The following is a 24,880-nucleotide window of genomic DNA, read 5'->3' on the forward strand; positions in this document are numbered from 1 at the left end:
ACGCGGTGTTGTCTTGGTCACATCATGGCCGGTCAGCCTCGGCCCACCCGGGCGAGCTGGCGGGCCTGGGCGACGAGGCGGCCGGTGGAGTCGCGCACCTCGACCTCCTCGTCGAACCAGCCGTCGGAGACCAGCCGGCCGCTGCCGAGCAGGGTGAGCCAGCCGGGCGCGGGCAGGGCGCGCAGGTGCCAGGTGAGGTCCACGGTGGGCGCCCAGCCGCGCGCGCCGGCGGAGAAGACGACAGGTGGGAGGGCATCGACGGCCAGGGCCAGCACGTACGGGTCGGGGTCCTGGGGCTCGGCCAGCCTGAAGTAGGCCCGCGACTCCGGCCTGCCGGAGGGCTCGCCCTTGAGCCAGCCGATCGTGGGCGGGTCGAAGAGCAGCTCCATCTGGGCGTTGAGCGTCATCCCCGACTCGGGCTTCGGTTCGGGCAGTTTGGCGCACTCGTCAATGTGAGGCATCTCATAAGTGGCTTTATCGCTATAAATCGGCTCGGCGTCGTTCAGCGTGGCCGTGGTGATCAACGCCTCGATCCGCGCGACGCCGTCCTGCACGAGCGTCGCCCTGGCGAACGCGACCGTCCGGCCCGCCTTGAGCGGCTCGATCCTGACCTGCGCCGGGCCCGCGGCCGGCACCTTGAGGAACTGCGCCGTGGTGCTCACCGGATGCTCGAACGGCGAGGCGTCCACCGCCGCACGCAGGATCACGGCCATCAGGTAACCGCCGTTGAGCGGCCCGCCGATCGCGTATCCCGGGTCGAGGCACACGTCGTAGGTGTTCTCGTCGGCCCTGATCGCCTGGGTGGCCTCGTCGAACTTCGTCATTCCCGCCCGCCTCCAGTCTGGAACCATGTTCTAGAGACTCTAGAGCATTCGCCCATCAGCGCGCCTACCTGCGAAAACATGATTCGACTGACAACGTTTGATCATGGCAAGTGTCACCGAACTCCTGGGTCAGTCCGTTTGGGACTCCAACGGGGTGTGGGTCGGATTCGTGGTGGACATCCGGGTCGTCAAGCACAGGGGCGAGCTGCAGCAGAGCCACACCGTCTACGGCCTGGTCGTCTCGATGCGGCGGGCGCCGCTGCTGCTCGGCCTCACGCGCGATCGCCAGGGCCGATCGGCCTGGCTCTCCCGGACGCTGGCCCGCATCGTGTACGTGGGATGCACGTTCGTTCCGTGGGAGAACGTCCTGGATTACGGGGGCGGCGAGGTCCACATCGACGTGCTGAGGAAAGAACTCAACCGGGTCTAATTTCGACTTCAGCACATTGCAAGCGCCCGTATAGCAACATCAGCTACCTTCTCTGTGGTCAAAAGTCCACATTGTGAGTTGAGTGATGTCTGCGAACAATCCCCCCTATGGCCAGGATCCTGACCGGACCACGGCGTACAACTGGAACCAGGGGCAGCAGCCGGAGAGCGCGCCGACGGCGCAGTATCCGGGGCAGCCGTACCCGCCGCAGCAGCAGCATGGCCAGCAGCAGGGGCAGGGTGCCTACGGGCAGCAGGCGTCCTACGGCCAGCAGCCCTCTTCCGGCAACCAGTACGGCCAGCAGCAGCCCCCGTATGACGCGCAGTACGGCCAGCAGGGCCAGCAGTACGGTCAGCAGGACCAGTACGGCGGCCAGCAGGCCCAGGGCGGCTGGCAACAGCAACCGCAGCAAGGCTGGCAGCAGGAGCAAGGTGGCTGGCAGCAGCAACAGCAGGGACAGCCGGGACCGCAGGGTGGCTGGCAGCAGCAGCCCCAGCAGGGTGGCTGGCAGCAGGAGCAGGGCTGGCAGCAGCAGGACCAGTACGCCCAGGGCGGCTGGCAGCAGCAGGGCCCCGAGGGCTTCGGCCCGCCCGAGCCCGCCAAGAAGGGCCGCAAGAACTGGGTGATCGCCATCGCCGCGGCACTCGCGGTGGTGCTCCTGGGCGGCGGCGCGGTGTGGGCCGTGGGCGCCTTCGGCGGCGGCGGCACGCAGCCGAACGACGTCCTGCCCGGCAACTCCATCGCCTACGCCCGCCTCGACCTCGACCCGGCGGCGAACCAGAAGCTGGCGCTGTTCCAGCTGGCCAGGAAGTTCACCGTCACCAAGGACAAGTTCACCGGCGAGGACCCGCGCAAGGCGCTGTTCGAGACGCTCAACGACGGCGAGGACAGCAAGGTCGACTTCGCCAAGGACGTCGACCCATGGCTGGGCAGCCGGGTTGGCTTCGCGGCCGTGCCCTCCGGCAAGGAGGAGCCCGACTTCGCGGTGGCCATCCAGATCAAGGACCAGGAGCTGGCCAAGAACGGCATCGCCAAGCTCATGAAGGGCGAGGAGTACGGCATCGCCTTCCGTGAGGACTACGCGCTGCTGAGCACCACGCAGGCGCTGGCCGACAAGTACGCGCAGGGCGAGGACAGCCTGTCCGACAACGCCGAGTTCAGCGACGACATGGGCGCCGTCGGCGAGCAGGGCGTGCTGTCGTTCTGGGCCGACATGGGCGGCCTGCTCGACCTGGCCAAGAAGGAGGTCGGCACCGACCAGCAGGCGGCGCTCGACATGATCAAGGACGCCAGGTTCGCCGGCGCCCTGCGCTTCGACAGCGCCTACGTCGAGCTGGCCGGGCTCGTCAGGGGCGCGAAGGGCATGACCCCCGAGGGCGACCTGCCCAAGGCCGCTCTGGGCACCCTGCCCGCCACCACGGCCGGCGCGCTGTCGATCTCCGGCCTGGACCAGGTCGTCAAGAAGCAGTGGGCCGAGATCGAGAAGCAGGCCGCGGCGGCCGGCGGGGCGCAGATCAAGCAGCTGCTCCAGCAGGCCGAGACCTCGCTGGGGTTGAAGCTGCCCGACGACCTGGCCACGTTCGTGGGCCAGAACTTCACCGTCGCCGTGGACAGCGAGGGCCTCGACAGCGACCAGATCAAGGGCGGCGTGCGCATCGTCACCGACCCGGCCAAGGCGCAGGCGGTCCTCGACAAGGTCACGCAGGCGCTGAGCCAGAACGGCCAGGCCGCTCCCCAGATCGCCAAGGTCGCCGGTGACGGCGTCCTCGCGGTGGCGACGACGGACGAGTACGCCAAGAAGCTGGCCGGTGAGGGCACGCTGGGCGACTCGGAGACGTTCCAGACGGCGATCCCGAACGCGGACGACGTGAACTACGCGCTCTTCGTGGACCTGGACAAGGTGGAGAAGTTGTACCTGGCGTCCATGCAGGGCGACGACAAGGCCAACGCGCAGGTGCTGCGGGCGGTCGGCCTGAGCGGCACGCAGAGCGACACCGAGGCGACGTTCTCGCTGCGACTGCTGTTCAACTGACCCGCTCGTCCGCTGGACGACGAGAGGCGGCCGGTCCGATCGGACCGGCCGCCTCTTCACGTGCCCTGAGGATCAGGCCCGGAACCGGCCCCCAACCTCGTGACGCAGCCTCGTGACGCAGCCTCAGAACGCCGCCCCTCAGGCCCAGAGCTGGCCTTCGAGACGCTCCTCAGCCTCTTCCAGCGTGCCCTCGTACGCCCCCGTGGACAGGTATTTCCAGCCTCCGTCGGCCACCACGAACGCGATGTCGGCCCGTTCGCCCTCCTTGACCGCCTTCGCGGCCACGCCCAGCGCCGCGTGCAGCGCGGCCCCGGTGGAGACTCCGGCGAAGATGCCCTCGGTGGCCAGCAGCTCGCGGGTGCGGCGCAGCGCGTCGGCCGAGCCCACCGAGAACCGGGTGGTCAGCACGGACTCGTCGTAGAGCTCGGGGATGAAGCCCTCGTCCACGTTGCGCAGCCCGTAGACAAGCTCGCCGTAACGCGGCTCGGCCGCGACGATGCGCACGCCGGGCACCCGCTCGCGCAGGAACCGCCCGACCCCCATCAGGGTCCCCGTCGTGCCAAGCCCGGCCACGAAGTGGGTGATGGTGGGCAGGTCCTCCAGCAGCTCGGGGCCGGTGCCCTCGTAGTGGGAGCGCCAGTTGGCCGGGTTGCCGTACTGGTAGAGCATCACCCAGGACGGGTTCTCGGCCGCCAGGCCCTTGGCCACGCGTACGGCCTCGTTGGAGCCGCCCGCCGCGGGCGAGGAGATGATCTCCGCTCCCCACATCCGCAGCAGCTGGCGGCGTTCCTCCGAGGTGTTCTCCGGCATCACGCAGATGAGCTTGTAGCCCTTGAGCTTGGCCGACATGGCCAGCGAGATGCCGGTGTTGCCGCTGGTGGGCTCCAGGATCGTGCAGCCCGGCGTGAGCCGGCCTTCCTTCTCGGCCTCCTGGATCATCCACAGGGCCGGTCTGTCCTTGATCGACCCGGTCGGGTTGCGGTCTTCGAGCTTGGCCCAGATCCGTACGTCGGCGGAGGGCGACAACCTCGGCAGCCCGACCAGGGGCGTGCGGCCGACCGAGTCGATCAGCGAGTCGAACCGCATGTCATCCGCCGGCGACGGCGGGAAGGACGGTCACCGTGTCGCCGTCGGACACCGGCGTGCCGAGGCCGCCGAGGAAGCGCACGTCCTCGTCGTTCAGGTAGACGTTGACGAAGCGGCGCAGGGCGCCCTGGTCGACCAGGCGGTCCTTGATGCCGGGGTGGGCCGACTCGAGGTTGCTGATCAGCTCCTCAAGGGTGGCGCCCTCGGCGTTCACGGCCTTGGCCCCGTCGGTGTAGTTACGCAGGATGGTCGGAATGCGAACCTCGATGGCCATCGCGGTCAGTCTCCTCAGAAAGGTCGTCGTCCCATCGGCATGCAACGCCGACGGCTGGATGCGGATTCCAGCTCAGGAACAGTCGTAGAGGACGACAACCGGAGTGTGTGCGAACAGGAAGCTCTGCACAGGTCTGGCCATCATGGGAGAAACCTTACCTCTTCCTCCGTGATCACACCTTCGAGGATGCGGTACGAGCGGAACTCCACCTCGTCCTCGTCCCGCGTGGAGACCAGGACGTAGTGGGCGCCGGGCTCGGAGGCGTAGGAGACGTCGGTGCGCGACGGGTACGCCTCGGTGGCGGTGTGGGAATGGTAGATGACGACGGGCTCCTCGTCCCGGTCGTCCATCTCGCGCCAGACCCTGAACTGCTCCATCGAGTCGAAGCGGTAGAACGTGGGCGAGCGCTCGGCGTTCTCCATGGGGATGAACCGCTCGGGCACCCCGTTCTTGCCCGCGATGACGCCGCACGCCTCGTCGGGATGGTCGGCCCGCGCATGCGCGACGATCTTGTCCACCAATTCCTGCGAGATCGACAGCATGCCCGGAAGCTACCAGAGGGCTCGGACCAGGCTGTCCTGGAGGTAGGTCAGCCAGTCGTAGGTGACGTAAGCCGGGTAACGGGGGTCGTCCTCGGACATCACGGCGACCTCGTCATGGACCTCCTCCGTCACGTCGAGCTTGGTGCCGAGCGTCAGGCGCAGGTCGTTGAGCGCGCGCAGCCACGCTTGGGCCTCCTCAGACGTCAGCTCGGCCCGCCCCGCCCTGGCCGTCTCGTGGACGGTCCGCGCGTCGGCCCGCTTGCCGTCGCGCAGCGTGGCCTCGGTGTAGCGGCGGAACTCGGCCGCCTCCTTGTCGTCCTGGTACGCCGACGGGAAGAGCCTGGCCAGCACCGGATCGGACGGCGCCGCGCTGTCGCCGATGCCCAGCGCCCGCTCCAGCGGGTCTTCACTGGTCTGCCCCGGCGAGACGATGCCGAGCATCATGGAGACGAGCGAGCGCAGCAGCGAGACCTCCGCCGGCTCGAACACGGTGACGACCGCGCCGTCCTTGCCGCGCGAGAATCCGGAAGTCACCAGTGCCACCTCGCTGACCCCGATGCCGGCCCCAACTCGTGCCTCATTTGTTCGAATCCTGCTGGACCGTCGCCCACAGGCCGTAGGAGTGGAGAATCTGCACATCCCTTTCCATCTCCTCGCGCGTGCCGCTGGACACGACCGCCTTGCCCTTGTGGTGCACGTCCAGCATCAGCTTCTCGGCCTTCTCCTTCGGATAACCGAAGACCGTTTGGAAGACATAGGTCACGTAGGACATGAGGTTGACCGGGTCGTTCCAGACGATGGTCACCCACGGCAGATCGGGCCGGACGTCCGATGACGGACGCTCGACGGTGATTGGAGCGGTGCTACCCACATCCCCGAGTCTGCCCTATCTGGGCCGTAGTCTTCGAGTCGTGAGAATGACCATGAGCACTGCGTTGCTCACAGATCACTATGAGCTGACGATGCTGCAGGCCGCCCTGCGCAGCGGCGCGGCCCAAAGACGCGCGGTTTTCGAGGTGTTCGCCCGCCATCTGCCAGGTGGGCGCCGCTACGGCGTCGTCGCAGGAACGGGACGGGTCCTCGACCAGCTCGAACGCTTCCGTTTCGGTGACGAGGAACTCACCTATCTGCGTGAGCATCATGTCGTCGACGACAGCACTCTGGCGTTTCTCGCCGATTACCGGTTTTCCGGGAACGTCTACGGCTACCGCGAGGGCGACGTCTACTTCCCCGCCTCCCCGATCATGGTGGTGGAGGGCACGTTCGCCGAGGCCGTGCTGCTGGAGACGGTCACGCTGTCGATACTCAACCACGACTGCGCCATCGCCTCGGCCGCGTCCCGCATGACGAACGCGGCCGGCAAACGGCCGATCATCGAGATGGGCTCGCGGCGCACCCACGAGGTCGCCGCCGTGGCCGCCGCCAGGGCCGCGTACATCGCCGGGTTCGCCTCCACCTCCAACCTGATGGCCGGGCACCTGTACGGCGTGCCCACGGCCGGCACGGCGGCGCACGCGTTCACCCTGCTGCACGACTCGGAGCGGGCCGCGTTCGAGGCCCAGATCGCCACGCTCGGGCCCGAGACGACCCTGCTGGTCGACACCTACGACGTGGCGGAGGCGGTACGCACGGCCGTGGCGCTGGCCGGTCCGAAGCTGGGCGCGGTCCGCATCGACTCGGGCGACCTCGCGGCGGCGGCGCAGGAGGTGCGAGAGCAGCTCGACGCGCTCGGCGCCTTCGACACCCGCATCCTGGTCACCTCCGACCTCGACGAGTACGCCATCGCCGCCCTGGCCGCCGCCCCCGTGGACGGCTACGGCGTGGGCACCTCCCTGGTGACCGGCTCGGGCGTGCCGACGGCGGCGCTGGTCTACAAGCTGGTGGCCAGGGAGACGGCCGGCGGCAAGCTGCAGCCCGTGGCCAAGCGCTCGGTGGGCAAGCCGTCGCGCGGGGGTCGCAAGGAGGCATACCGGCTGCTCGACGAGTCGGGCCGTCTTGAGACCGAGCTGATCACCACCGGCGGCCGCGTCCCCGAAGGCGGCATCCCCCTCCTGCACGAGCTCGTCCGCGACGGCGAGGTCGTCGGCCGCGAACCCCTGGACGCCGCCCGCGAACGCCACGCCGCCACCGTCGCCGCCCTCCCCCAGGAGGCCCTCCACCTCGGCCGGGGGTACGCGGCCATCTCCACGGAATTCGTCTGACGTATCGTTCTGCCCATGGGCAGTGCGCTGATCATCGTGGACGTGCAGAACGACTTCTGCGAAGGCGGGAGCCTGGCCGTGGCCGGGGGCTCCGAGGTGGCGGCGGCGATCACCCGCCACGTGACCGACCACGGCTACGACCACGTCGTGGCGACCCGTGACCACCACGTCTCCCCCGGCGACCACTTCGCCTCCGAGCCCGACTACGCCTCCACCTGGCCCGCCCATTGCGTGGCCGGCACGCCCGGCGCGGACTTCCATCCCTCGCTCGACGTGTCCGAGGTCGAGGAGGTCTTCAGCAAGGGGGCCTACAGCGCGGCCTACAGCGGGTTCGAGGCCACGTCGAGCGACGGGGAGCCGCTGGCCGACTGGCTGCGCGAGCGCGGGGTGGACGAGGTGGACGTGGTGGGCATCGCCACCGACCACTGCGTACGCGCCACCGCGCTCGACGCCGTGCGGCACGGGCTCAAGGTCAGGGTCCTGCTCGACCTGACGGCCGGGGTGGCGCCGGAGACCACGGAGGCGGCGGTGGAGGAGCTGCGGGCGGCGGGCGCGGTCCTGCGCGGCACGCCGCACGTGGGCTGAGAGCTAGGACGAGGCGGCGGTCACCCGCAACGCGTCGTCCAGCCTGGCGAACACCTCGAAGGCATGCCGCAACCCGGTGATCGCCAGCACCCGCGCCATGACCCCCTGCACCCCGCCGAGCAGCAGCCTGGTGCCCCTGGACTCGCAGCGCTGCATGATGTCGACGAGCTCATTCAGCCCCATGGAGTCGCAGAACGAGACCTCGCTCAGATCCAGGACCAGAAAGGCCTTGGGAGGAAGATCCCAGATGCGCTGCAGGTGCTCCTTGAAGATCGGCAGCGCGCCGACGTCCAGCTCGCCTTCGAGCCTGACGATGATGGCGTTTCTGGAGAGGCCGGACACGACGGTGAGGGTCGACCTTCCGGTGGCCTCAGACGACATGGGAGAAAGTCCTTCTGTTTGTCGTGAAAACGGCTCTCAGAACGCCCAAGGTGGTTGTTGCCGCTTCCACCGAGCTTCTAACAGCAGGCCACTGCTCTGTGTCCAAAAGCACAGAGTCACGCATCGTGACCATCGGCCCGGCGCCGGCCGTACACCCCCTGAGCTGGGGCTTTCGGGTCGCCGGGCCCGCGGCGGGTCAGGCCGTTCCAAGGGTGACCAGATAGGCGACGGCCAGGACGGCGATGATCGTCAGCATGACGCTCGCGCCGCCCACCACGACGATCACCTGCGTACGCCGGAGGAGGGCCCGCAGGGCCCCCACCGCCAGCGTGATCAGTACGGTGAGCATGAGAAGGGACAGGTGCCGGGTCTCAAGGGAGGCGGACGTCGCCGCCGAGACATGGAGGATTGTTGTGAACATGGTGTTCCCTGCTGCGGAGACGCGCTCTGACGCGCTTCTGACAGAAACCTTGCCGTGCCGGGCACCCGCGCCGATGGCGCGTCTCGGGGGTGCCCGCGGTCTTTCCGCTGGGGATGCCGCTCCTCGGGTGAACGTGGTTCATCGCATGTCCGTCGCGAACCACCTCCACCATATTCAGTAGACTTCAGAAGTATTAACTGAAGTTTCCCTCGTTTTCTATTTACCCCCTACACCGGCCGCCCATTCGCGCACGCAGCGAGCGAACTGCTGGTTAGACTGATGCTTTCGCTCCAAAGATTCGTCTGCGTCATTTGCGACATGGCGGCCTAGCTGCGATTTCACCCGAAGATTCGACAGCTGGACCGATGTTCACTAGAAATCACTGAAGTTCACACGAATGAGATCACGGCATGAGCGGCGATGATTCCGCGCAGGCCGCGCTGGCGCTCCGCCTGCGCGAGCTCCGCGAGAAGCACTGGCCCGGCCTGCGGATCACCCAGGCCCAGCTTCGCCAGGCTCTCGAGGTCAGCGTGCCGCTGATCTCATCGTGGGAGTCCACCCACGCGATCAAGGTCCCGCCGCTGCATCGGCTGGAGAAGTACGCCACCTTCTTCGCGACGAGACGCTCGATCGCCAACGGCCGCGCCCGCGTGCTGCCGCTCACCGATCTGACGCCGCGTGAGCTGGACGAGCAGCGCGAGCTCCTCGCGGAGCTGACCCGGCTGCGCCAGCTGGCGCTCAAGGCCCTGGCCTCGGGCGAAAGCACCGAGCCCTCCGGCCATGACGTCTACCGGGACAACCCGTGGCGCTTCCCCGACGGGGAGCCCATCACGATCATCTGCTCGCAGCTCCCCCAGGAGGAGCGCGCCAAGATCCCGTACACCTCGCCGGACAGCCCCGACTACATCGAGCACTACAAGTACTCCGACCTCGACTCGCTGTTCGAGCTGCACGGCCACCTCAGGGCCGCGAACCCGCGCAACCTGGTCACGCTGCGCGCCCCCGAGGACTTACGCTCCGACGACTTCACCACGCACCTGGCGCTCCTCGGCGGCGTCGACTACAACCAGGTCACCGCGTCCATGCTGACCCGGATCGAGCTCCCGGTACGGCAGGTGCCCGACTGGAACGGCGAGCTCGGCCCGTACTTCGAGGTCAACGAGGGCGGCGACACGCCGTCCAGGCATCATCCGCGCCACATCGGGTCTGGCGCTAATGTGCGACTACTGGAGGACGTCGCGTTCTTCTACCGCGGGGTCAATCCCGACAACGTCAAACGCACCCTGACCATCTGCAACGGGATGTACGGCAGAGGCGTGTACGGAGTGGTGCGGGCGCTGACCGACGAGCGCTTCCGCGACAGGAACGCGGCCTACCTGCGCGAGCGCTTCGGCGACGCCACCTCCTACAGCATGCTCACCCGGGTCCGGATCGAGGGCCGGGCCGTCGTCACCCCCGACTGGACCCTGGACTCCGTACGGCTCCACGAATGGTCGGAGCCCTCTAGTGGAGACTGAGGAGCATCATCACGGTTCCCACCGGGACCTCGCCGACACCCCGGTCACCGATGCGGAAGGCGCCATACCGGACGCCATCATCGTCCCAACCATCCGGCATCCGCAGTGGCTGTCGCACGCGATCCGGCTGGCGAGCACGCTCGGCTGCCCGCTGGTGACCCTGCACAGCCGCGACTGGAGCAAGGCGGGCATCGCCGCCGCCCAGATGCCGCCCGGCGTGCGCTACGTCGCGATCGACCTCGGCCCGGTGGAGCGGCTGAACCTGCCGGACTTCGAGACGACGACGATCGTGAAGGACACCAGGTTCAGGCGGCTGACCGACCTCAGCGCCAAACGCAACATCGGGCTGCTGCTGGCCCATCTCGCGGGCTGGGAACGTGTCGTCTTCCTCGACGACGACATCGAGGTCGGCGGGCACGAGCAGGTCATGCGGGCCGCCGCGCTACTCGACCGTTACGACGCCGTGGGCATGCACATCGGCGGCTATCCGGACAACTCCGTGGTGTGCCACGCGCACCGGCTCACGGGCGGGCGCCAGGAGTCGTTCGTGGGCGGCGGCGCGCTGGCCGTCGAGACGTTCCGCAACCCCTCGTTCTTCCCGAACGTCTACAACGAGGACTGGTTCTATCTGCTGGACGAGGGCTCGCTGCGCCCGCTGGCGGTGACCGGGGAAGTGCGGCAGCGGGTGTACGACCCCTTCGACCAGCCGATCAGGGCACGTGACCAGGAGTTCGGCGACGTGCTGGCCGAAGGCGTCTACTGGCTGCTCGATCGCAGAGAGGGGCTGGGAGGCGCGGTCGACGTACGGCACTGGGAGGACTTCCTGGCCCGGCGGCGGGCGTTCATCACGGACGTGCTGGGGCGGGTCAGACGGCTGGGCGCCCGGCAGGACGCGACCGCCATGGAGAACTCGTTGCTGGCAGCGCTGGGCAGGCTCAACAGCATCGAGCCGGAGTTCTGCGTACGTTATCTCAAAGGCTGGAACGAAGATCGTTACCAGTGGGTCCAGCACCTGAGAAAACATTCACGGCTCACAGCGAATGTCAGCGACGCGCTGAAATGGCTGGTCAAGGATGGCGCGCCGGCGCTGAATCACAAACTACGCATTTGATTCATACCGGCACCAACCGGGAATCTTGACGTCCGTGGAGGCACCTGACATACGCCAAGCCGTCCATGCCGATCTTCCTGCCGTGATCAGCTCGCTCGGCCAGGAGACCTACTTCGCCGACCGCCTGAGCCTCCAAGGGGCCGGGCACGGGTTCCTCCTGATCGCCTGGGAGCGGCGGATCGCCCTGGGAGACGTCTACGTCTGGCTCGCGCCCGCCGAGGAGCCCGAACTGCGCACCCACCTGCCGGGGGTCGCGCTGCTCACGCACCTGGAGGTCACGCCGATCAGGCGCAACCAGGGAATCGGCACGGAGCTGCTGCGGGCCGCGGAGGAACGGCTGTCCGCGATGGGGCACGACCAGGTGGCACTCGGTGTGGGCCTGGACAACCCCGCGGCGCTGCGGCTGTACCGGCGCCGCGGGTACGAGGAATGGCCGCACGGCAACGTGAACACCACCCGGATCGAGTACGGCGCGAACGGCGAACGCGAGATGCTGCCGGAGAAGTGCCGCATCATGGTCAGGCAACTCGACCGCCACCACGACCAGCCCTGCGCCCGCCATCCGGCCTGACCGCGTCAGACCCCGACCCGGCCGCGCCGGACTCTGACCCGACCCGCCTGAGCTCCGACCCGCCCCGACGACGCCAGGCCGGGCCTGGTCGTCACCGGGGCACCGCCTAGCGGCGTTGGGTGGCCCAGCGGCGGATCATGGCGATGCGTTCCTGGATCTGCTCCGCCGTCGCCTGGGCGATCGGTGGGCCGCCGCAGGCGCGGCGCAGCTCCGAGTGGATCACCCCGTGCGGTTGCCCCGTGCGGTGGTTCCACGCCCCCACCAGGCCGTTGAGCTCGCGCCGCAGCTCCGCCATCTGCTCGTGCGGGGCCAGCGGCGGCGGGGCCTCCTCGGCCGACTGCTTGCGGCGGGCGGCCTGCTGGTCCGACTGCCGTTTGCGCAGCAGGGTCGCCACCTGGTCGGGCTCCAGCAGGCCGGGCAGGCCGATGAAGTCCTCTTCCTCGGCCGAGCCGACCTCCGCGCCGGTGCCGAACTCGCCGCCGTCGAAGAGCACGCGGTCGAAGGTGGCCGTGGTCTCCATCGTCTCGAACGGCAGCTCGTCACCCAGGACGTCGGGATTGTCCTTCTGGCGGTTGGCCTGTTCGAGGAGGGTGTCGTCGAGTCCGTCCTCCGGCGGTCGCTTGTTGAGCACGTGGTCGCGCTCGACCTCCATCTCGTTGGCCAGCCCCATGAGGGTGGGCACCGAGGGGAGGAAGACCGAGGCGGTCTCGCCGCGCTTGCGGGCCCGCACGAAGCGGCCCACGGCCTGGGCGAAGAAGAGCGGGGTCGAGGTGGAGGTGGCGTAGACGCCCACGCACAGGCGGGGGATGTCGACGCCTTCCGACACCATGCGCACGGCCACCAGCCAGCGGTCCTCGGAGGACGCGAACTGCTTGATCTTCTTGGACGCGCCGGGATCGTCGGACAGGACGACCGTGGCGCCCTCGCCGGTGATGTTGCGCAGGTGGCGGGCGTAGGCCCGGGCGGTCTCGTGGTCGGTGGCGATCACCAGGCCGCCGGCGTCGGGCACGCCCCTGCGCACCTCGGTGAGGCGGCGGTCGGCGGCCTGCATGACCTGGCGGATCCAGTCGCCCTTGGGGTCGAGCGCGGCCCGCCACGCCTGGGAGAGCTGGTCCTTGGTGAGCGGCGTGCCGAGCGTCGCGGCGATCTCGTCGCCGGCGCGGGTGCGCCACTTCATCTCGCCCGAGTACGCCAGGAAGATGACCGGACGCACGACGCCGTCGTCGAGGGCGGGGCCGTAGCCGTAGGAGTAGTCGGCGATGCTGCGCTTGAAGCCCTCCGCGTCCTCCTCGTAGGCGACGAACGGGATCGGGTTGTCGTCGGACCGGAACGGCGTGCCGGTCAGCTGCAGCCGGCGCGCGGCGGGCTCGAACGCCTCGCGCACGCCGTCGCCCCACGACTTGGCGTCGCCCGCGTGGTGGATCTCGTCGAAGATGACCAGGGTCTTGCGGTTTTCTGTGCGCGCCCTGTGCAGGGCAGGGTGCATGGCGACCTGCGCGTAGGTGACCGCCACCCCGATGTAGTCGCGCGAGGTCGCGCCCTGGCTGTTCTTGAACTCGGGGTCGATGCCGATGCCCACCTTCCCGGCGGCGTCGGCCCACTGGCGCTTGAGGTGCTCGGTGGGGGTCACGATCGTGATCGCCTTGATCACCCCGTTGGCGAGCAGCTCGCTGGCGATGCGCAGGGCGTAGGTCGTCTTGCCCGCGCCCGGCGTCGCCACGGTGAGGAAGTCACGCGGCTCACGCCTGGAGTAGAGGTCGAACGCCTCCTGCTGCCAGGCACGCAACTTCGGGGCGGTGCCCCACGCGGCCCGGTCGGGATAGGAAGGCGAAAGGTGGGACGCGGCGAAGGTGCTCACCGCATCACCTCTGGGGTTGGTGTGCTTCGCTCTCTCACAGTGACCCAAGGGTAATCGGGCCCACCGACAAGACGTGCCGTGAGCCGGGGATTCTGGCCAAGGTCTTCCTCACGTGCTATGCGGCTTATCGGACGCTCGTCATGACCTCGTTCAACGCCTGCCTGCGGCTGTCGTCCTCGGGTTGCAGCAGCCCGACCAGCAGGACGGAGCGGTCCGTACGAGTGACCAGCATCACTCTGAGGAACGCCGGCCGGTTCACCACGTCCTTGTACTCGGCGCGCAGGGCACGAGTGTGGCCGTCAGCTGTCTTCCTGTCGTCGACGACGCTCACGCGGTCGCCGTTGAGCAGCAGCCGGGAGTACAGCTCGGCCGCCTCCGCCGTGGCCTTCCTGACGTCGGTCACCGGGCCCGGCACCGGCCTGGCCATCACGAGCGCGCCCCGCTCGTCGCGTACGACCGAGGTGAACCCCGTGACGGGAGCCACCGAGCCCGTGCTCCAGCCCTGCGGCAACGTCGCCGTCACCCCGGCCAGCGCGTCGCGCAGCAGGCCCGTCCGCTCCGGCGGCGCGGTGAGCCGCAGCGCCGCCACCGCGGCGCCCGCCACCAGGCCCGTCCCCGCGATCAGCGCGGCCAGCACGACCGCCACGCGCCGCCACAACCCTCCGCCGGCCGGAACGGTCGGGCCGGCCGGGCGTCTTCTGCGCAGCCCGGGGTCGGCGGGAGAGCCGTGCAGGCGGGCGGAGGGGGGCAGATCCTCCCACGCCTCCCCTCGCCCGTGGTTCGGCTCTCTGGGGGCGGCTCCGCGGATCCTGGGGCCCCACGCGGGCTCCTCAGGCTCCCCCCGGTCCAGATCCAGCGGATGCCCCCGCCTCCCCCAAGGGGAATCAAGGTCCGCGGGATCGTCCCGTCCCCAGCGAGTGTCATGATCCGCGGGATCCGCTCGTCCCCAGCGAGTGTCATGATCCGCGGGATCCGCTCGTCCCCAGCGAGTGTCAAGATCCGCTCGTCCCCAACGGGGTTCTTGCTCATCGGGATCGTCCAGCCCCCAGCCCGGGTCCGGGTCGGGGTCCGGGTCCGCCGGGGGCTCGTGCCGCCGGCCGAACTGCTCGTACGGCCGCTCGCGCCGGCCGAAGGCCGGTGGCGGGTCGGGTGGGCGGCCCCAACCGGCCTCGTCCCGCCGTTCCGGCGGTTCGGGCGGTTCTGGCGGTTCCGGTACGTACGGCGCGGAGGCGTGCCTAGGGGTCGCCCGCGAGACCCCTTCGTCCCGATGTGCGCCGCCCCGCGCGGGCACCGAGTCCTCTGGAGGCGTACGGCGATGCCCTGGCCCCGGTTCAGGGGGCCAGACACGGTGATCGTCCTCCATGGCACCTCCTTGCCCGCTGTCCTATCACTCCTGGCGACGGCGCTCAGGCGAACTGTGATCGGTGTGACGGGAGGTGCGGAATTCAGCGGGTGCGACCGGCGAGCACGCTGCCGCTCACCGCGATGACCGCCATGAGGCAGGAGATGACCAGGAACCCGGTGGCGATCTGGGACGAGGAGTGCCCGATGACGTTCACCAGCGCTCCGCCGATGCCGATCGACAGCGCGGATCCGAGCTGGTCGGACACCGACAGCGCGGCCGAGTTGGCCCCCTGCTCGTGGAGCGGCGACTGCTTCATCGCCGTGACGCTGACCGTGGTCAGGCCGAAGCCCATCCCGAAGCCGGCCACGATCCAGGCGGGCACCGCGATCCATCCGGTGACCCCGGGGAGCACGGAGAGCAGGCACAGCACGATCCCCGTGGCCACGCCCGCGGCGCCCAGCCTGATCCGCTGGTCCGCGCGGCCGGAGCCCTTGCTCTGGATGTACGCCCCCGCCGACCAGCCCAGGGCCCCGGTCGTGAGCGCGATCCCCGAGGACGTGGTGTCGAAGGACTTCACCTCCTGCAGCGCCAGGGGGATGAAGGCGTTCACGCCGAAGAAGGAGGCCGAGAAGAACCCGCGCATGACGATCGTCGTGGGCAGCCCCCGCGCGAAGCGCAGCGCCCTGGGCGGCAGCAGCCGGTACAGGCCCCAGAGCAGCAGCACCAGCCCGGCGGCCGTCTCCAGGCTCCCCGGCACGACCTCCCTGTGCAGCCGGTCCACGCCGTGCAGCAGCAACCCGGCGCCGCCGGCGGTGCAGGTGGCGGCCAGCGTCATCGCCACCGGCCTGGACCGGGGCCCGGTGCCGGGCTGGGGCGCGTCGGCCTCCCCCGCCGAGCCCTTGCGCAACGCCGGTACGAGCATCACGAGCGCGGGGATGACCAGCGGGATGATCCCGTAAAAAACGTAACGCCAGCCCCAGTGCTGCCCGACGAACCCGGCCACGGACGGGCCCACCATGGCGGGCACCACCCAGGCGGCGGAGACGGAGGCGAACGCCTTCGGCCGCACGTCCACCGCGTACACGCGGGCGATCATCACGTACAGCGCCACGATGGAGGCGCCGGCGCCCAGCCCCTGCACGGCCCTGGCCGCCAGGAACATGCCGGCGGAGGTCGCCGCCCCGGCCAGGGCCATGCCGATCACGAACAGCACCACGCCGGCCAGGAACGGCATCGAATAGCCGCGCCGGTCCGACCACAGCCCGGCCACCACGTTCATGAACAGGCTGGCGATGAGGAAGGCGGAGAAGCTGAGCCCGTAGAGGTCGAGGGCGTCCAGTTCGCCGGCGATGGCCGGCATGACGACCCCGACCGACATGCCCTCGAACGCGATCAGTGTGACGACCAGCAGGATGCCGAGGGTGGCCGTGCGGTACTCGGGGCCGAGGATGCCGGCGGATCTGTGGGGAGCGTCGAGTGCCTTTGGTGCTGTCACCTGCACATCGTAATTTGTCGGAAATACTAGGCGTCGGCGGTGTCGCGGTAGGCCGCCCACATCTCGTGCATCCGGTTCGCCTGTCCCTGGGTGAACTCCCACATGCACCGGTCGTGGGCATAGTCCATGTAGTTGTGGGCCGGATCCTTGCCCTTGTGGGCGGTGCAAGAGTCCTTGTCCAGCGGGCACGCCTCGGTCGGGCGGGCCTCTCGGGGCGTGTCGTCGATGCCGTCGCCCGGCTCCTTGCAGCCGTTCTCGAAAGTGTGGAAGAGCCCGAGCCAGTGGCCGATCTCGTGGACGCCGGTGAAGCCCCGGTTGTAGTCGGCCATCGCGCCGCCGGGCAGGCTGCGCCAGTCGATCACGACGCCGTCGAGGCGGGGAGAGCCGGCGTACCAGTAGGGGTAGCTGGCGAAGCCCAGCATGAGCTCGCTGAGCTGGGCGATGTAGAGGTTGAGCGTGCCCGCCCCGCCTTCGTGCAGCGCCTGCTTCATGGCCTTCTCGTGGCCGATGGGGTCGGTGAACCAGGGGCCGTTCTCCCTGACCGAGATGACGTCGAGGCGGAAGCGCACGCCGGTGTCCACGCCGCCGAACTTGCCGGCGTACGCGGAGTTGAGCGTGTCGATCTGGGCCCTGACGGCCTCGTCGGACACCTTCCGTTCAGGACCCTTGGTGAGGACGTGCACCCGGGTGGGCACGGTGATCTGGCTCGGCGGCGTGACGCCCGCGAGCCGTTCGCCGAGCTCGGCGAGCACCTTGGCCACGTCTTCCGGCTTGGGCGAACGCGGCCCGGGCGAGCTGCGCGACGCGTGCGCGCGCTCGGCACAGCCGTCGTCGGCCATGGGTACGGCCGCCGGACCGGTCACGGCGGCGATCCCAGGGGAGCCCGGCCATGGCGGCCGGATGGACCCGGCTACGAGCAGGCATGCCGAGACGACAGCGGTCGCGCGCCGGGCCATGCGAACCCCCTACGATTTGAGCCGGTCTGGCTACAGACCGTAACTCTCCGTAAGGGATTTACCACTCAGCAACACTCACTGCTTGTCGTCGCCGCCCTCGCCGCCACCCGGCGGCAGGCCCTCGTAGATCTCCTTGCATTCCGGACAGACCGGATATTTCTTGGGATCGCGGCTGGGCACCCAGACCTTGCCGCACAGGGCGCGGATCGGCGTGCCGGTCACCATGCTTTCGGTGATCTTGTTCCTGTCCGCGTAGTGGGCGAACCGCTCGTGATCGCCGTCGCCGTGCGACGTCCGCGGAGTGGTCTCCTGCTCTGGGAGGATCTTCGTGCTCACCCCACGAGTTTATGCCCGCCCGCGACCCCGGAACACGGAACGGCCCCCGCCACAGGGGCGGGGGCCGCGACGACGAGCCCAGGCCGGGCACGGTTCCGTACGCTGGTCAGCCCACGTGCACCGGGGCGCCCTCGGCGCTCTTCCTGCCGGCCTTGACGAAGAGCGCCAGCAGCGCGGTCAGCACCGCGATGCCGGTGCTCACCAGGAAGGCGAGGTGCATGCCGTCCATGAACGAGCTGTGCAGCGCGTCGGCGACCTGCTGCGGCACCCCGGGAGGCGCCTGGCCGAACGCGGCGATCTTCTCCAGCGCCGTCATCTGCTCGGCCGGGATCGCCTGCGCCGCCGGGCCGAGGTAGCCGGGCAGGCTGCGGGAGATCTCGCCGGCCATCACGGCGCCCAGGATCGCGGTGCCGAGCGCGCCGCCGACCTGCATGGCCGACTGCTGCACGCCACCCGCGACCCCGCTCAGCTCCACCGGCGCGTTGCCCACGATGATCTCCGTGGCGCCCACGAAGACCGGCGAGAGGCCGAAGGCGAGCAGCACGAACGGGATGGCGCTGGCCATGAACGAGGCGTCGATGCTGAGCTGCGACATGAGGAACATCGAGAACGCGGTGATCAGCAGACCCGCGGCCATCGTGATCTTCGGCCCGAGCTTGCCGAGCAGCATGCCCGCCAGCGGCGAGGCGACGATCATGCCGGCGCTCATCGGCAACATGCGCAGGCCGGCGTCCAGCGGGCTGAGCCCGTGGACCCCCTGGAAGAAGAAGCCCAGGAAGAACATCGCGCCGAACATGGCGAACGCCACCATCATCATCAGGAACGTGCCGATGGAGATGGACGGGTTGGCGAACAGCGACAGCGGCACCAGCGGCTGCCTGGCCCGGCTCTGCCAGAAGATGAATCCGGCCATGAGCACCACGAAGGCGCCGATGAAGGTCAGGGTCGTGCTGTCGCCCCAGCCCCACTCGGGAGCCTTGATGATCGTCCAGACCAGCGAGAACATCGCGCCGGACAGCAGGAGCACGCCGAGCCAGTCGATGCGCGCCAGCGTCTGCGAGCGGTTCTCCTTGATCAGGAAGATGCCGAGGACGAGCGCGACCACACCGACGGGCGCGTTGATGAAGAAGACCGACTCCCAGCCCCTGCTCTCGACCAGCAGCCCGCCCACGATCGGGCCGGCGGCGCTGGACAGGCCGATGATCGCACCCCAGGCCCCCATGGCCTGGTTCAGCCTCTCGCCCGGGAACGCTCCACGCAGCAGCGCCAGGGCGGCGGGCTGCAGCAGGGCGCCGAACAGGCCCTGCAGCACGCGCAGGCCGATCAGGGCGCCGGCCGGCGTCGCGCCGGGAATGATGTCGGCCAGTTCGGCGCTGAGCCCGATGCCCACCGAGGAGAGGGCGAAGCCGCCCACACCGATGAGAAACACGCGCTTGTGGCCGAACAGGTCGCCGAGCTTGCCCGCGGTGATCAGGAAGACCGCCAGCGCCAGCAGGTAACCGCTGGTCACCCACTGCAGATCGGAGAGCGTGGCCTTCAGGTCCACCTGAATGACCGGGTTGGCGATGCCCACCACGGTCCCGTCGAGCATCACCATGATGACGCCCAGGCTGACCGCCAGCAGCACCAGCCACGGGTTGCCGCCGGTCCCCGTCTTCGCCGGGCCTGGCGATGACGGCGCGTCGACCGCCTTCGCTTGAGCCATGAGTCCCCCTCAAAACATGCCGCCCCGCACCGGGGCATAAGTCTCGTAAGCCTCCGGTAATCTATGGCAGAGCATGACACATGACAAACGACTTTCAACAGTCGCCCTATGACTTATGGCACACTGTGACAGGACGGTTTCGAGGGAGTGACGGTGGGTCTACGGGAACGCAAGAAGGAGAAGACGCGCCTGGCGATCCTGGACGCGGCGCTCGACCTCTTCCTCGAACAAGGATACGAGTCGACCACCGTGGAGCAGATCGCGGGGGCGGTCGAGATCTCCCCTCGCACGTTCTTCCGCTACTTCACCAACAAGGATCACCTGGCGATGTGGTTCCACGACCACGGCGAGGAGATCATGCTGGAGACGCTCGCGGAGCGCCCGGCGGACGAGCCGCCGTTCACGGCCCTGATGCACGCGCTGCGCTCGGTCCTGGCCGACGTCGAGGGTTCAACGCCGGACGACGCGCTCAGGTTCCTGAAGTTGCGCAGGTTGCTGGACGGCAATCCGCACCTGGTCGGCAAGTCGGTGGCCAGGGGCGCGCAGACCGAGCGGCGCCTGGCCGAGGTGATCGCCGCGCGCCGGGGCGTGGATCCCGACGAGGACCAGCTCACGCACCTGATCGTGGCGTTCGCCATGTCCACCATGCGCGTCGGCTTCGAGTGCCCGCGGCGCGACTGCACGATCGAGGAGATCCAGCGGCGGATGGCCGAGAGCATCGAGCTGGCCGAGCGCTGCCTGCGGCCCGGCTGGGACCTGCAGCACTGAACCGCCCCCGAGACCGGCGGCCGTCCACCTGAGCGCCGGTCGTCTCAGTCGAGTGTCTGTCGTCTCAGTTGAGTGTCGGGTCGTCCGGGCAGGTCGCCACGAAGGCCAGCTCGCCGCGCTGGCGCCGCAGCACGTGACGCCACAACGAGGCCGGGTTGGCATGGAAGGTGTCGCCGACCTCGGAGTCGACGACATACCAGGCGCCCTCGGCTATCTCGCTCTCCAGCTGCCCCGACGTCCATCCCGCGTACCCCGCGAAGATGCGCATCTGCGCGATCTCCCCTTGCAGGATCTCCGGCGGCGCGTCCAGGTCGACCGTCCCCAGGCGGGCCACCGCGTCGGTGCCCGCGTGCAGCCGGCGCCAGCCGAGCGGCTCCTCGCCGCTCGGGACGGCGGCGAGCGCGAGCGCGCTGTCGGTCTGCACGGGACCGCCCTCGAACAGCACCGGCGGCCCGGTGATCAGCGGGTCCCACACGGGCAGCACCTGCGTCACCGATATGTCGCTCGGCCTGTTGAGGACGACGCCGAGGGTGCCGCCGTCGTGGTCGTGTTCGAGGATCAGCACGACGCTACGCCGGAAGTTGGGGTCGTCGAGGAGTGGCGTCGCCACCAGCAACCCGCCGACGTAGATCGCTTCCGCCATACATCCATCATGAAGTACCTGCGGGGGTGCGCGCTCCCCCCGGTAGCGGATGTTACTTTTCGTGCCCACTTGGGAACTTTATGTAGCGAAGATCATGTCCGGGGGAAGCACCATGCGCATCGGTTTCCGTCTCGTCCTGGCCGCCCTGCCGGTGGGCGCCGTCCTGCTGCTTCCGGCCGCGGCCGAGGCGTGGCCGCTGCCGGACGCCGGCGACCCGTTCACGATGACGGTCGACGACGTGGGCTGCCGCTCGGGCCGGGCGTCCGTCAGGCTGCACAACCAGACCCGCCAGCTCGTACGCTTCGACCTCAAGGCCGACGGCGTCAGCATGGCCACCGGATCCATCCCGGCCAGGAAGACCATCGTCAGGCAGGTCTCGGTGGACAAGGGCAGCAGATCCGAGGTCGAGGCGTACTCGGTCAGCGAGGGCCAGCCGGACACACTGATCGACTCCAGCCACGTCGAGAACGACTGCCCCTGGGGTCACCACCGGCACGGAGGCCGGCTGCCCTACACAGGACCGCCGGCCGACCTCATGGGCAAACTCGCCACAGCGGGCGGGCTCGTGGTCATGGGCGGGATCTTGTGGTGGTACGGCTCGATCTGGCCGCGTTCATCCATGTGAGCCCCCGTATGTGCTCATCCCGGTGCGCCGCCCGTCACCAGGGCGCCCGTCACGAAGGCGCCCGCCCTGGCGGCGGCCAGCGTGCGCGCCACCGACCATTCGGCGGCCTCGGCCGTCACCGCCTCCCTGGTGATCATCAGCCGGTAGTAGAGCGGGGCCGCGATCGCCCGGATCACCTCGCCCCCGTCGGTGCCCACCGGCAGCTCCCCCCGAGCCACGGCCAGGTCCACGACGCTGGTCCACTCCTCGATGCGGCGCAGGTAGAACGTGCGCAGCGCGAGGGATGCCTGCTCGTCACAGGTGGCGGCGGCGATGACCGCCTGGAACGTGGCCCCGAGACGCCCGTCGTTGAGCGCCTCGACCACGGCGAGCGCGTTGACCCGTAAGTCGCTTTCGATGCCGCCCGTGTCGGCGTGGGGCGAGGACTGGTTGGCCAGCTCGGTCATGAGATCGGCCACCAGGCCGGGGGTGCTCCCCCAGCGCCGGTAGACCGTCGTCTTGCCGACGCCGGCCCTGGCCGCCACCTGGTCCATGGTCAGCCCATGGAACCCGTGCTCGACCAGCTCGTCCTGGGTGGCCTCCAGGACGGCCGCGCGTACTCTCGCGGTGCGGCCTCCAGGCCGCACGGTTCCCGCAATACGGGAAGGTTGTTCCATTTAGTCCCCTCTTTGCCGACAATCCATGGGAAACAGGTGCCTTAAGCGGGAAGTCCTCGATCAAGAGACGCACCCGGTGCCGGTGCGGTTCCCGCGCGGCACGGCCTTCCCCAGCGCACGCCTGGCGGCTCCCGGGCTGGCGTACGGCATCAAGCAGCGGCGTTCAGCAGGTGTTCGGCAATCCCGAACGATTCGCGCTAGTGTCGTCGGCGTGGGAGACACGATTCAATCGGTGGAGCGGGCCGCCGCCATCCTGCGGCTGCTCGCCTCCGGTCCCCGGCAGCTCGGCGTCGCCGAGCTGGCCAGGGCGCTGGGCCTGCCGAAGGGGACGCTGCACGGCATCCTGCGCACGCTGGTCCACGTCGGCTTCGTCGAGCAGGACGACGCCACGGGCAAGTACCGGCTCGGCGCCACGCTGCTCCACCTCGGCAGCAGCTACCTCGACGTCAACGAGCTGCGCACCCGCTCCATCAACTGGGCCGACGCGCTGGCCGGGCGCAGCAGGGAGAGCGCCTGGATCGGCACCCTGCACGAGGGCCACGTCCTGGTGATCCACCACGTGTTCCGCCCCGACGACAGCATGCAGACGCTGCAGGTCGGCACCTACCTGCCGATCCACGCCAGCGCGCTGGGCAAGGTGCTGCTCGCCTACGACCCGTACGGCGAGTCGATCACCCCGCCGCTGCAGCCCCACACCAAGCGCACGCTCACCGACCCCGCGCGACTGGAGGCGGAGCTCGCCCAGGTCCGAGCGCGCGGCTGGGCCGCCGAGATGGAGGAGCTGACGGAGGGCGAGGTGGCCATCGCCGCCCCGATCAGGGACGCGCGCGGCCTGGCGGTGGGCGCCATCGGCATCCGCGGCGCCGTCGAGCGGCTCGCCACCGGCGGTGACCTGCACATGGAGTTCGTCTCCTACGTACGCGACGCCGCCCGCGCCATCACCCGCGACCTCGCCCGATGACACTTGAACACCTACCCCCTTCCACATACGATTCGTTCGGCATTGTCGAACTACGAGCACTAGCGAGGAACCCAGTGCCTCGACCGCACTACGTCGCAGCCATCGACCAGGGCACCACGTCCAGCCGGTGCATCGTCTTCGACCAGGCCGGCAACATCATCAGCGTCGCCCAGCGCGAGCACCGCCAGATCTTCCCCAAGCCGGGCTGGGTCGAGCACGACGCCGACGAGATCTGGCAGAACGTCGAGGCCGTGCTGGCCGAGGCGGTGAGCGGCGCCGGCCTGGAGGACGGCCAGATCGCCGCGCTGGGCATCACCAACCAGCGCGAGACCACGGTGCTGTGGGACCGCGCCACCGGCCGCCCGGTCTGCCCGGCCGTGGTCTGGCAGGACACCCGCACCGACGCGCTCACGCACGCGCTGGCCGAGCACGCGAGCCTGTTCAGGGAGAAGGCCGGACTGCCGCTGGCCACCTACTTCTCCGGGCCCAAGATCCGCTGGCTGCTCGACGCGTACGGCCTGCGCGAGCGGGCCGAGCGCGGCGAGGTGCTGTTCGGCACGATGGACAGCTGGCTGCTGTGGAACCTCACCGGGCGTCACCTGACCGACGTGACCAACGCCAGCCGCACGATGCTCATGAACATCCACACGCTCGCCTGGGACGACGACCTCCTGGCCGCGATGGGCGTGCCGCGCGCCATGCTGCCCGAGATCCGCCCCTCCGCCGAGGTCTACGGCCACACGTCGGCCGGCGTCCCCGTGGCCTCCGCGCTCGGTGACCAGCAGGCGGCGCTGTTCGGGCAGACCTGCTTCGCGCCGGGCGAGGTCAAGAGCACCTACGGCTCGGGCAGCTTCCTGCTGATGAACACCGGTCAGGAGCCGGTCGTGTCCAAGCACGGCCTGCTGACCACGGTCGGCTACCGGATCGGCGACGGCCCGGCCACGTACGCGCTGGAGGGCGCCATCGCGGTCACCGGCTCCCTGGTGCAGTGGCTGCGCGACAACCTCGGCCTGATCTCCAGCGCGGCCGAGATCGAGACCCTGGCCAAGACGGTCGACGACAACGGCGGCTGCTACTTCGTACCGGCGTTCTCGGGGTTGTTCGCGCCGCACTGGCGCTCGGACGCGCGCGGAGTGATCGCCGGGCTGACCGGGTTCGTGAACAAGGGGCACATCGCGCGCGCCGTGCTGGAGGCCACCGCGTGGCAGACCCGCGAGGTCGTCGACGCGATGAACGCCGACTCCGGGCTCGACCTGACCACGCTGCGCGCCGACGGCGGCATGACCGCCGACAACCTGCTCATGCAGACGCTGGCCGACGTGCTGGCCGTGCCGGTGATCCGGCCGATGGTGGCCGAGACCACCGCGCTCGGCGCCGCCTACGCCGCGGGCCTGGCCACCGGCTACTGGCCCGATCTCGACAGCCTGCGCGCCAACTGGCACAAGGCCGCCGAGTGGCGCCCCGCGATCGACGAGGCGGCCCGCGAGCGCGAATACCGCAACTGGAAGAAGGCCGTGGCCAGGACCCTCGACTGGGTCGAGCAATAGGAGTATGGCA

The 24,880-nt window shown here is 69.4% G+C and carries 27 protein-coding genes; 11 read left to right on the forward strand and 16 right to left on the reverse strand.

The features are described 5' to 3' along the window. Window positions 1-32: 32 nt before the first annotated feature. Window positions 33-824 carry a thioesterase family protein gene (locus AB0C27_RS46110; RefSeq protein WP_357859113.1) on the reverse strand — a complete coding sequence of 264 codons (792 nt, stop codon included), beginning with the start codon at window positions 822-824 and terminating at the stop codon, window positions 33-35. Window positions 825-927: 103 nt separating this feature from the next. Here AB0C27_RS46110 and AB0C27_RS46115 point away from each other — a divergent pair, with 103 nt between their 5' ends. Next, the gene (locus AB0C27_RS46115; RefSeq protein WP_346114220.1) at window positions 928-1,254 is read left to right on the forward strand and encodes a hypothetical protein; all 327 of its coding nucleotides are present in this window, start codon (window positions 928-930) and stop codon (window positions 1,252-1,254) included. 85 nt (window positions 1,255-1,339) lie between these two features. After that, window positions 1,340-3,286 carry a DUF3352 domain-containing protein gene (locus tag AB0C27_RS46120; RefSeq protein ID WP_357859116.1) on the forward strand — a complete coding sequence of 649 codons (1,947 nt, stop codon included), beginning with the start codon at window positions 1,340-1,342 and terminating at the stop codon, window positions 3,284-3,286. Window positions 3,287-3,424: 138 nt separating this feature from the next. Here the strand turns inward: AB0C27_RS46120 and AB0C27_RS46125 are convergent, their stop codons facing one another. From AB0C27_RS46125 to clpS, 5 genes are all read right to left on the reverse strand, one after another. Further along, window positions 3,425-4,372 (reverse strand): cysteine synthase, encoded by a 948-nt coding sequence (locus AB0C27_RS46125; RefSeq protein WP_357859119.1) that lies wholly within the window; start codon window positions 4,370-4,372, stop codon window positions 3,425-3,427. Window position 4,373: 1 nt separating this feature from the next. After that, the gene (locus AB0C27_RS46130; protein ID WP_106248253.1) at window positions 4,374-4,646 is read right to left on the reverse strand and encodes a MoaD/ThiS family protein; all 273 of its coding nucleotides are present in this window, start codon (window positions 4,644-4,646) and stop codon (window positions 4,374-4,376) included. A 140-nt stretch (window positions 4,647-4,786) separates the two neighbouring features. After that, window positions 4,787-5,188 (reverse strand): M67 family metallopeptidase, encoded by a 402-nt coding sequence (locus tag AB0C27_RS46135; protein ID WP_346114215.1) that lies wholly within the window; start codon window positions 5,186-5,188, stop codon window positions 4,787-4,789. 9 nt (window positions 5,189-5,197) lie between these two features. Next, window positions 5,198-5,722 (reverse strand): DUF2017 domain-containing protein, encoded by a 525-nt coding sequence (locus tag AB0C27_RS46140; protein WP_357859123.1) that lies wholly within the window; start codon window positions 5,720-5,722, stop codon window positions 5,198-5,200. Between the two features lie 43 nt (window positions 5,723-5,765). Next, complete coding sequence (gene clpS / locus AB0C27_RS46145; protein WP_357859126.1) at window positions 5,766-6,059, reverse strand: ATP-dependent Clp protease adapter ClpS; 294 nt, start codon at window positions 6,057-6,059, stop codon at window positions 5,766-5,768. Between the two features lie 46 nt (window positions 6,060-6,105). On the opposite strand from clpS, the gene AB0C27_RS46150 reads away from it, so the two are divergent. Next, window positions 6,106-7,389 carry a nicotinate phosphoribosyltransferase gene (locus AB0C27_RS46150; protein WP_357859129.1) on the forward strand — a complete coding sequence of 428 codons (1,284 nt, stop codon included), beginning with the start codon at window positions 6,106-6,108 and terminating at the stop codon, window positions 7,387-7,389. Between the two features lie 15 nt (window positions 7,390-7,404). After that, window positions 7,405-7,974 (forward strand): nicotinamidase, encoded by a 570-nt coding sequence (locus AB0C27_RS46155; RefSeq protein WP_357859132.1) that lies wholly within the window; start codon window positions 7,405-7,407, stop codon window positions 7,972-7,974. Between the two features lie 3 nt (window positions 7,975-7,977). Here the strand turns inward: AB0C27_RS46155 and AB0C27_RS46160 are convergent, their stop codons facing one another. Next, the gene (locus AB0C27_RS46160; protein ID WP_346114208.1) at window positions 7,978-8,355 is read right to left on the reverse strand and encodes an STAS domain-containing protein; all 378 of its coding nucleotides are present in this window, start codon (window positions 8,353-8,355) and stop codon (window positions 7,978-7,980) included. A 196-nt stretch (window positions 8,356-8,551) separates the two neighbouring features. Further along, window positions 8,552-8,776 (reverse strand): hypothetical protein, encoded by a 225-nt coding sequence (locus tag AB0C27_RS46165; RefSeq protein WP_357859136.1) that lies wholly within the window; start codon window positions 8,774-8,776, stop codon window positions 8,552-8,554. A gap of 410 nt (window positions 8,777-9,186) precedes the next feature. Between AB0C27_RS46165 and AB0C27_RS46170 the strand changes: the two genes are divergently transcribed. The 3 genes from AB0C27_RS46170 (at window position 9,187) to AB0C27_RS46180 (ending at window position 11,975) form a co-directional block, all read left to right on the forward strand. After that, window positions 9,187-10,293 (forward strand): helix-turn-helix transcriptional regulator, encoded by a 1,107-nt coding sequence (locus AB0C27_RS46170; protein WP_357859139.1) that lies wholly within the window; start codon window positions 9,187-9,189, stop codon window positions 10,291-10,293. Then, a complete protein-coding gene (locus tag AB0C27_RS46175) occupies window positions 10,283-11,404 on the forward strand; it encodes a hypothetical protein (RefSeq protein WP_357859141.1) in 1,122 nt (373 codons plus the stop codon). Before AB0C27_RS46170 ends, AB0C27_RS46175 begins: the two co-directional genes overlap by 11 nt. 82 nt (window positions 11,405-11,486) lie before the next feature. Further along, window positions 11,487-11,975 (forward strand): GNAT family N-acetyltransferase, encoded by a 489-nt coding sequence (locus AB0C27_RS46180; RefSeq protein ID WP_357859144.1) that lies wholly within the window; start codon window positions 11,487-11,489, stop codon window positions 11,973-11,975. 106 nt (window positions 11,976-12,081) lie between these two features. Here AB0C27_RS46180 and AB0C27_RS46185 read toward each other — a convergent pair whose 3' ends face one another. The 6 genes from AB0C27_RS46185 to AB0C27_RS46210 form a co-directional block, all read right to left on the reverse strand. Then, entirely contained in the window at window positions 12,082-13,833 is a 1,752-nt protein-coding gene (locus tag AB0C27_RS46185; RefSeq protein WP_357859146.1) for a DEAD/DEAH box helicase, read from the reverse strand. 124 nt (window positions 13,834-13,957) lie between these two features. Continuing rightward, window positions 13,958-14,479, reverse strand: a complete 522-nt coding sequence (locus AB0C27_RS46190) for a hypothetical protein (RefSeq protein WP_357859149.1) — start codon at window positions 14,477-14,479, stop codon at window positions 13,958-13,960. Window positions 14,480-15,278: 799 nt separating this feature from the next. Next, a complete protein-coding gene (locus AB0C27_RS46195) occupies window positions 15,279-16,673 on the reverse strand; it encodes an MFS transporter (RefSeq protein WP_357859152.1) in 1,395 nt (464 codons plus the stop codon). Between the two features lie 26 nt (window positions 16,674-16,699). Further along, window positions 16,700-17,536 (reverse strand): zinc metalloprotease, encoded by an 837-nt coding sequence (locus AB0C27_RS46200; protein WP_357859155.1) that lies wholly within the window; start codon window positions 17,534-17,536, stop codon window positions 16,700-16,702. Between the two features lie 168 nt (window positions 17,537-17,704). After that, a complete protein-coding gene (locus tag AB0C27_RS46205; protein WP_148435018.1) occupies window positions 17,705-17,965 on the reverse strand; it encodes a DUF3039 domain-containing protein in 261 nt (86 codons plus the stop codon). Between the two features lie 106 nt (window positions 17,966-18,071). Next, the gene (locus tag AB0C27_RS46210) at window positions 18,072-19,670 is read right to left on the reverse strand and encodes an MFS transporter (RefSeq protein ID WP_357859159.1); all 1,599 of its coding nucleotides are present in this window, start codon (window positions 19,668-19,670) and stop codon (window positions 18,072-18,074) included. 153 nt (window positions 19,671-19,823) lie between these two features. On the opposite strand from AB0C27_RS46210, the gene AB0C27_RS46215 reads away from it, so the two are divergent. After that, complete coding sequence (locus tag AB0C27_RS46215; protein ID WP_357859162.1) at window positions 19,824-20,438, forward strand: TetR family transcriptional regulator; 615 nt, start codon at window positions 19,824-19,826, stop codon at window positions 20,436-20,438. A gap of 64 nt (window positions 20,439-20,502) precedes the next feature. On the opposite strand, the gene AB0C27_RS46220 is transcribed toward AB0C27_RS46215, so the two are convergent. Next, window positions 20,503-21,081 (reverse strand): YqgE/AlgH family protein, encoded by a 579-nt coding sequence (locus AB0C27_RS46220; RefSeq protein WP_357859165.1) that lies wholly within the window; start codon window positions 21,079-21,081, stop codon window positions 20,503-20,505. 112 nt (window positions 21,082-21,193) lie between these two features. Between AB0C27_RS46220 and AB0C27_RS46225 the strand changes: the two genes are divergently transcribed. Continuing rightward, window positions 21,194-21,706, forward strand: a complete 513-nt coding sequence (locus AB0C27_RS46225; protein WP_357859168.1) for a hypothetical protein — start codon at window positions 21,194-21,196, stop codon at window positions 21,704-21,706. A 14-nt stretch (window positions 21,707-21,720) separates the two neighbouring features. On the opposite strand, the gene AB0C27_RS46230 is transcribed toward AB0C27_RS46225, so the two are convergent. After that, window positions 21,721-22,332 (reverse strand): TetR/AcrR family transcriptional regulator, encoded by a 612-nt coding sequence (locus AB0C27_RS46230; RefSeq protein ID WP_357859171.1) that lies wholly within the window; start codon window positions 22,330-22,332, stop codon window positions 21,721-21,723. Between the two features lie 241 nt (window positions 22,333-22,573). Here AB0C27_RS46230 and AB0C27_RS46235 point away from each other — a divergent pair, with 241 nt between their 5' ends. Both AB0C27_RS46235 and glpK read left to right on the forward strand, forming a co-directional pair. After that, window positions 22,574-23,323 (forward strand): IclR family transcriptional regulator, encoded by a 750-nt coding sequence (locus tag AB0C27_RS46235; protein ID WP_357859173.1) that lies wholly within the window; start codon window positions 22,574-22,576, stop codon window positions 23,321-23,323. Window positions 23,324-23,397: 74 nt separating this feature from the next. Beyond that, complete coding sequence (glpK, locus tag AB0C27_RS46240; RefSeq protein WP_357859176.1) at window positions 23,398-24,870, forward strand: glycerol kinase GlpK; 1,473 nt, start codon at window positions 23,398-23,400, stop codon at window positions 24,868-24,870. Window positions 24,871-24,880: the final 10 nt, after the last annotated feature.

The organism is Nonomuraea sp. NPDC048882, from assembly GCF_040649755.1.
Classification (GTDB): Bacteria; Actinomycetota; Actinomycetes; order Streptosporangiales; family Streptosporangiaceae; genus Nonomuraea; species Nonomuraea maheshkhaliensis.

Coding starts and splice junctions, on each gene's coding strand:
- AB0C27_RS46110 (WP_357859113.1), bottom strand. CDS start 824: ATGACGAAGTTCGACGAGGCCACCCAGGCGATCAGGGCCGACGAGAAC.
- AB0C27_RS46115 (WP_346114220.1), top strand. CDS start 928: ATGGCAAGTGTCACCGAACTCCTGGGTCAGTCCGTTTGGGACTCCAAC.
- AB0C27_RS46120 (WP_357859116.1), top strand. CDS start 1,340: ATGTCTGCGAACAATCCCCCCTATGGCCAGGATCCTGACCGGACCACG.
- AB0C27_RS46125 (WP_357859119.1), bottom strand. CDS start 4,372: ATGCGGTTCGACTCGCTGATCGACTCGGTCGGCCGCACGCCCCTGGTC.
- AB0C27_RS46130 (WP_106248253.1), bottom strand. CDS start 4,646: ATGGCCATCGAGGTTCGCATTCCGACCATCCTGCGTAACTACACCGAC.
- AB0C27_RS46135 (WP_346114215.1), bottom strand. CDS start 5,188: ATGCTGTCGATCTCGCAGGAATTGGTGGACAAGATCGTCGCGCATGCG.
- AB0C27_RS46150 (WP_357859129.1), top strand. CDS start 6,106: ATGACCATGAGCACTGCGTTGCTCACAGATCACTATGAGCTGACGATG.
- AB0C27_RS46155 (WP_357859132.1), top strand. CDS start 7,405: ATGGGCAGTGCGCTGATCATCGTGGACGTGCAGAACGACTTCTGCGAA.
- AB0C27_RS46160 (WP_346114208.1), bottom strand. CDS start 8,355: ATGTCGTCTGAGGCCACCGGAAGGTCGACCCTCACCGTCGTGTCCGGC.
- AB0C27_RS46165 (WP_357859136.1), bottom strand. CDS start 8,776: ATGTTCACAACAATCCTCCATGTCTCGGCGGCGACGTCCGCCTCCCTT.
- AB0C27_RS46170 (WP_357859139.1), top strand. CDS start 9,187: ATGAGCGGCGATGATTCCGCGCAGGCCGCGCTGGCGCTCCGCCTGCGC.
- AB0C27_RS46210 (WP_357859159.1), bottom strand. CDS start 19,670: ATGGCTCAAGCGAAGGCGGTCGACGCGCCGTCATCGCCAGGCCCGGCG.
- AB0C27_RS46220 (WP_357859165.1), bottom strand. CDS start 21,081: ATGGCGGAAGCGATCTACGTCGGCGGGTTGCTGGTGGCGACGCCACTC.
- AB0C27_RS46225 (WP_357859168.1), top strand. CDS start 21,194: ATGCGCATCGGTTTCCGTCTCGTCCTGGCCGCCCTGCCGGTGGGCGCC.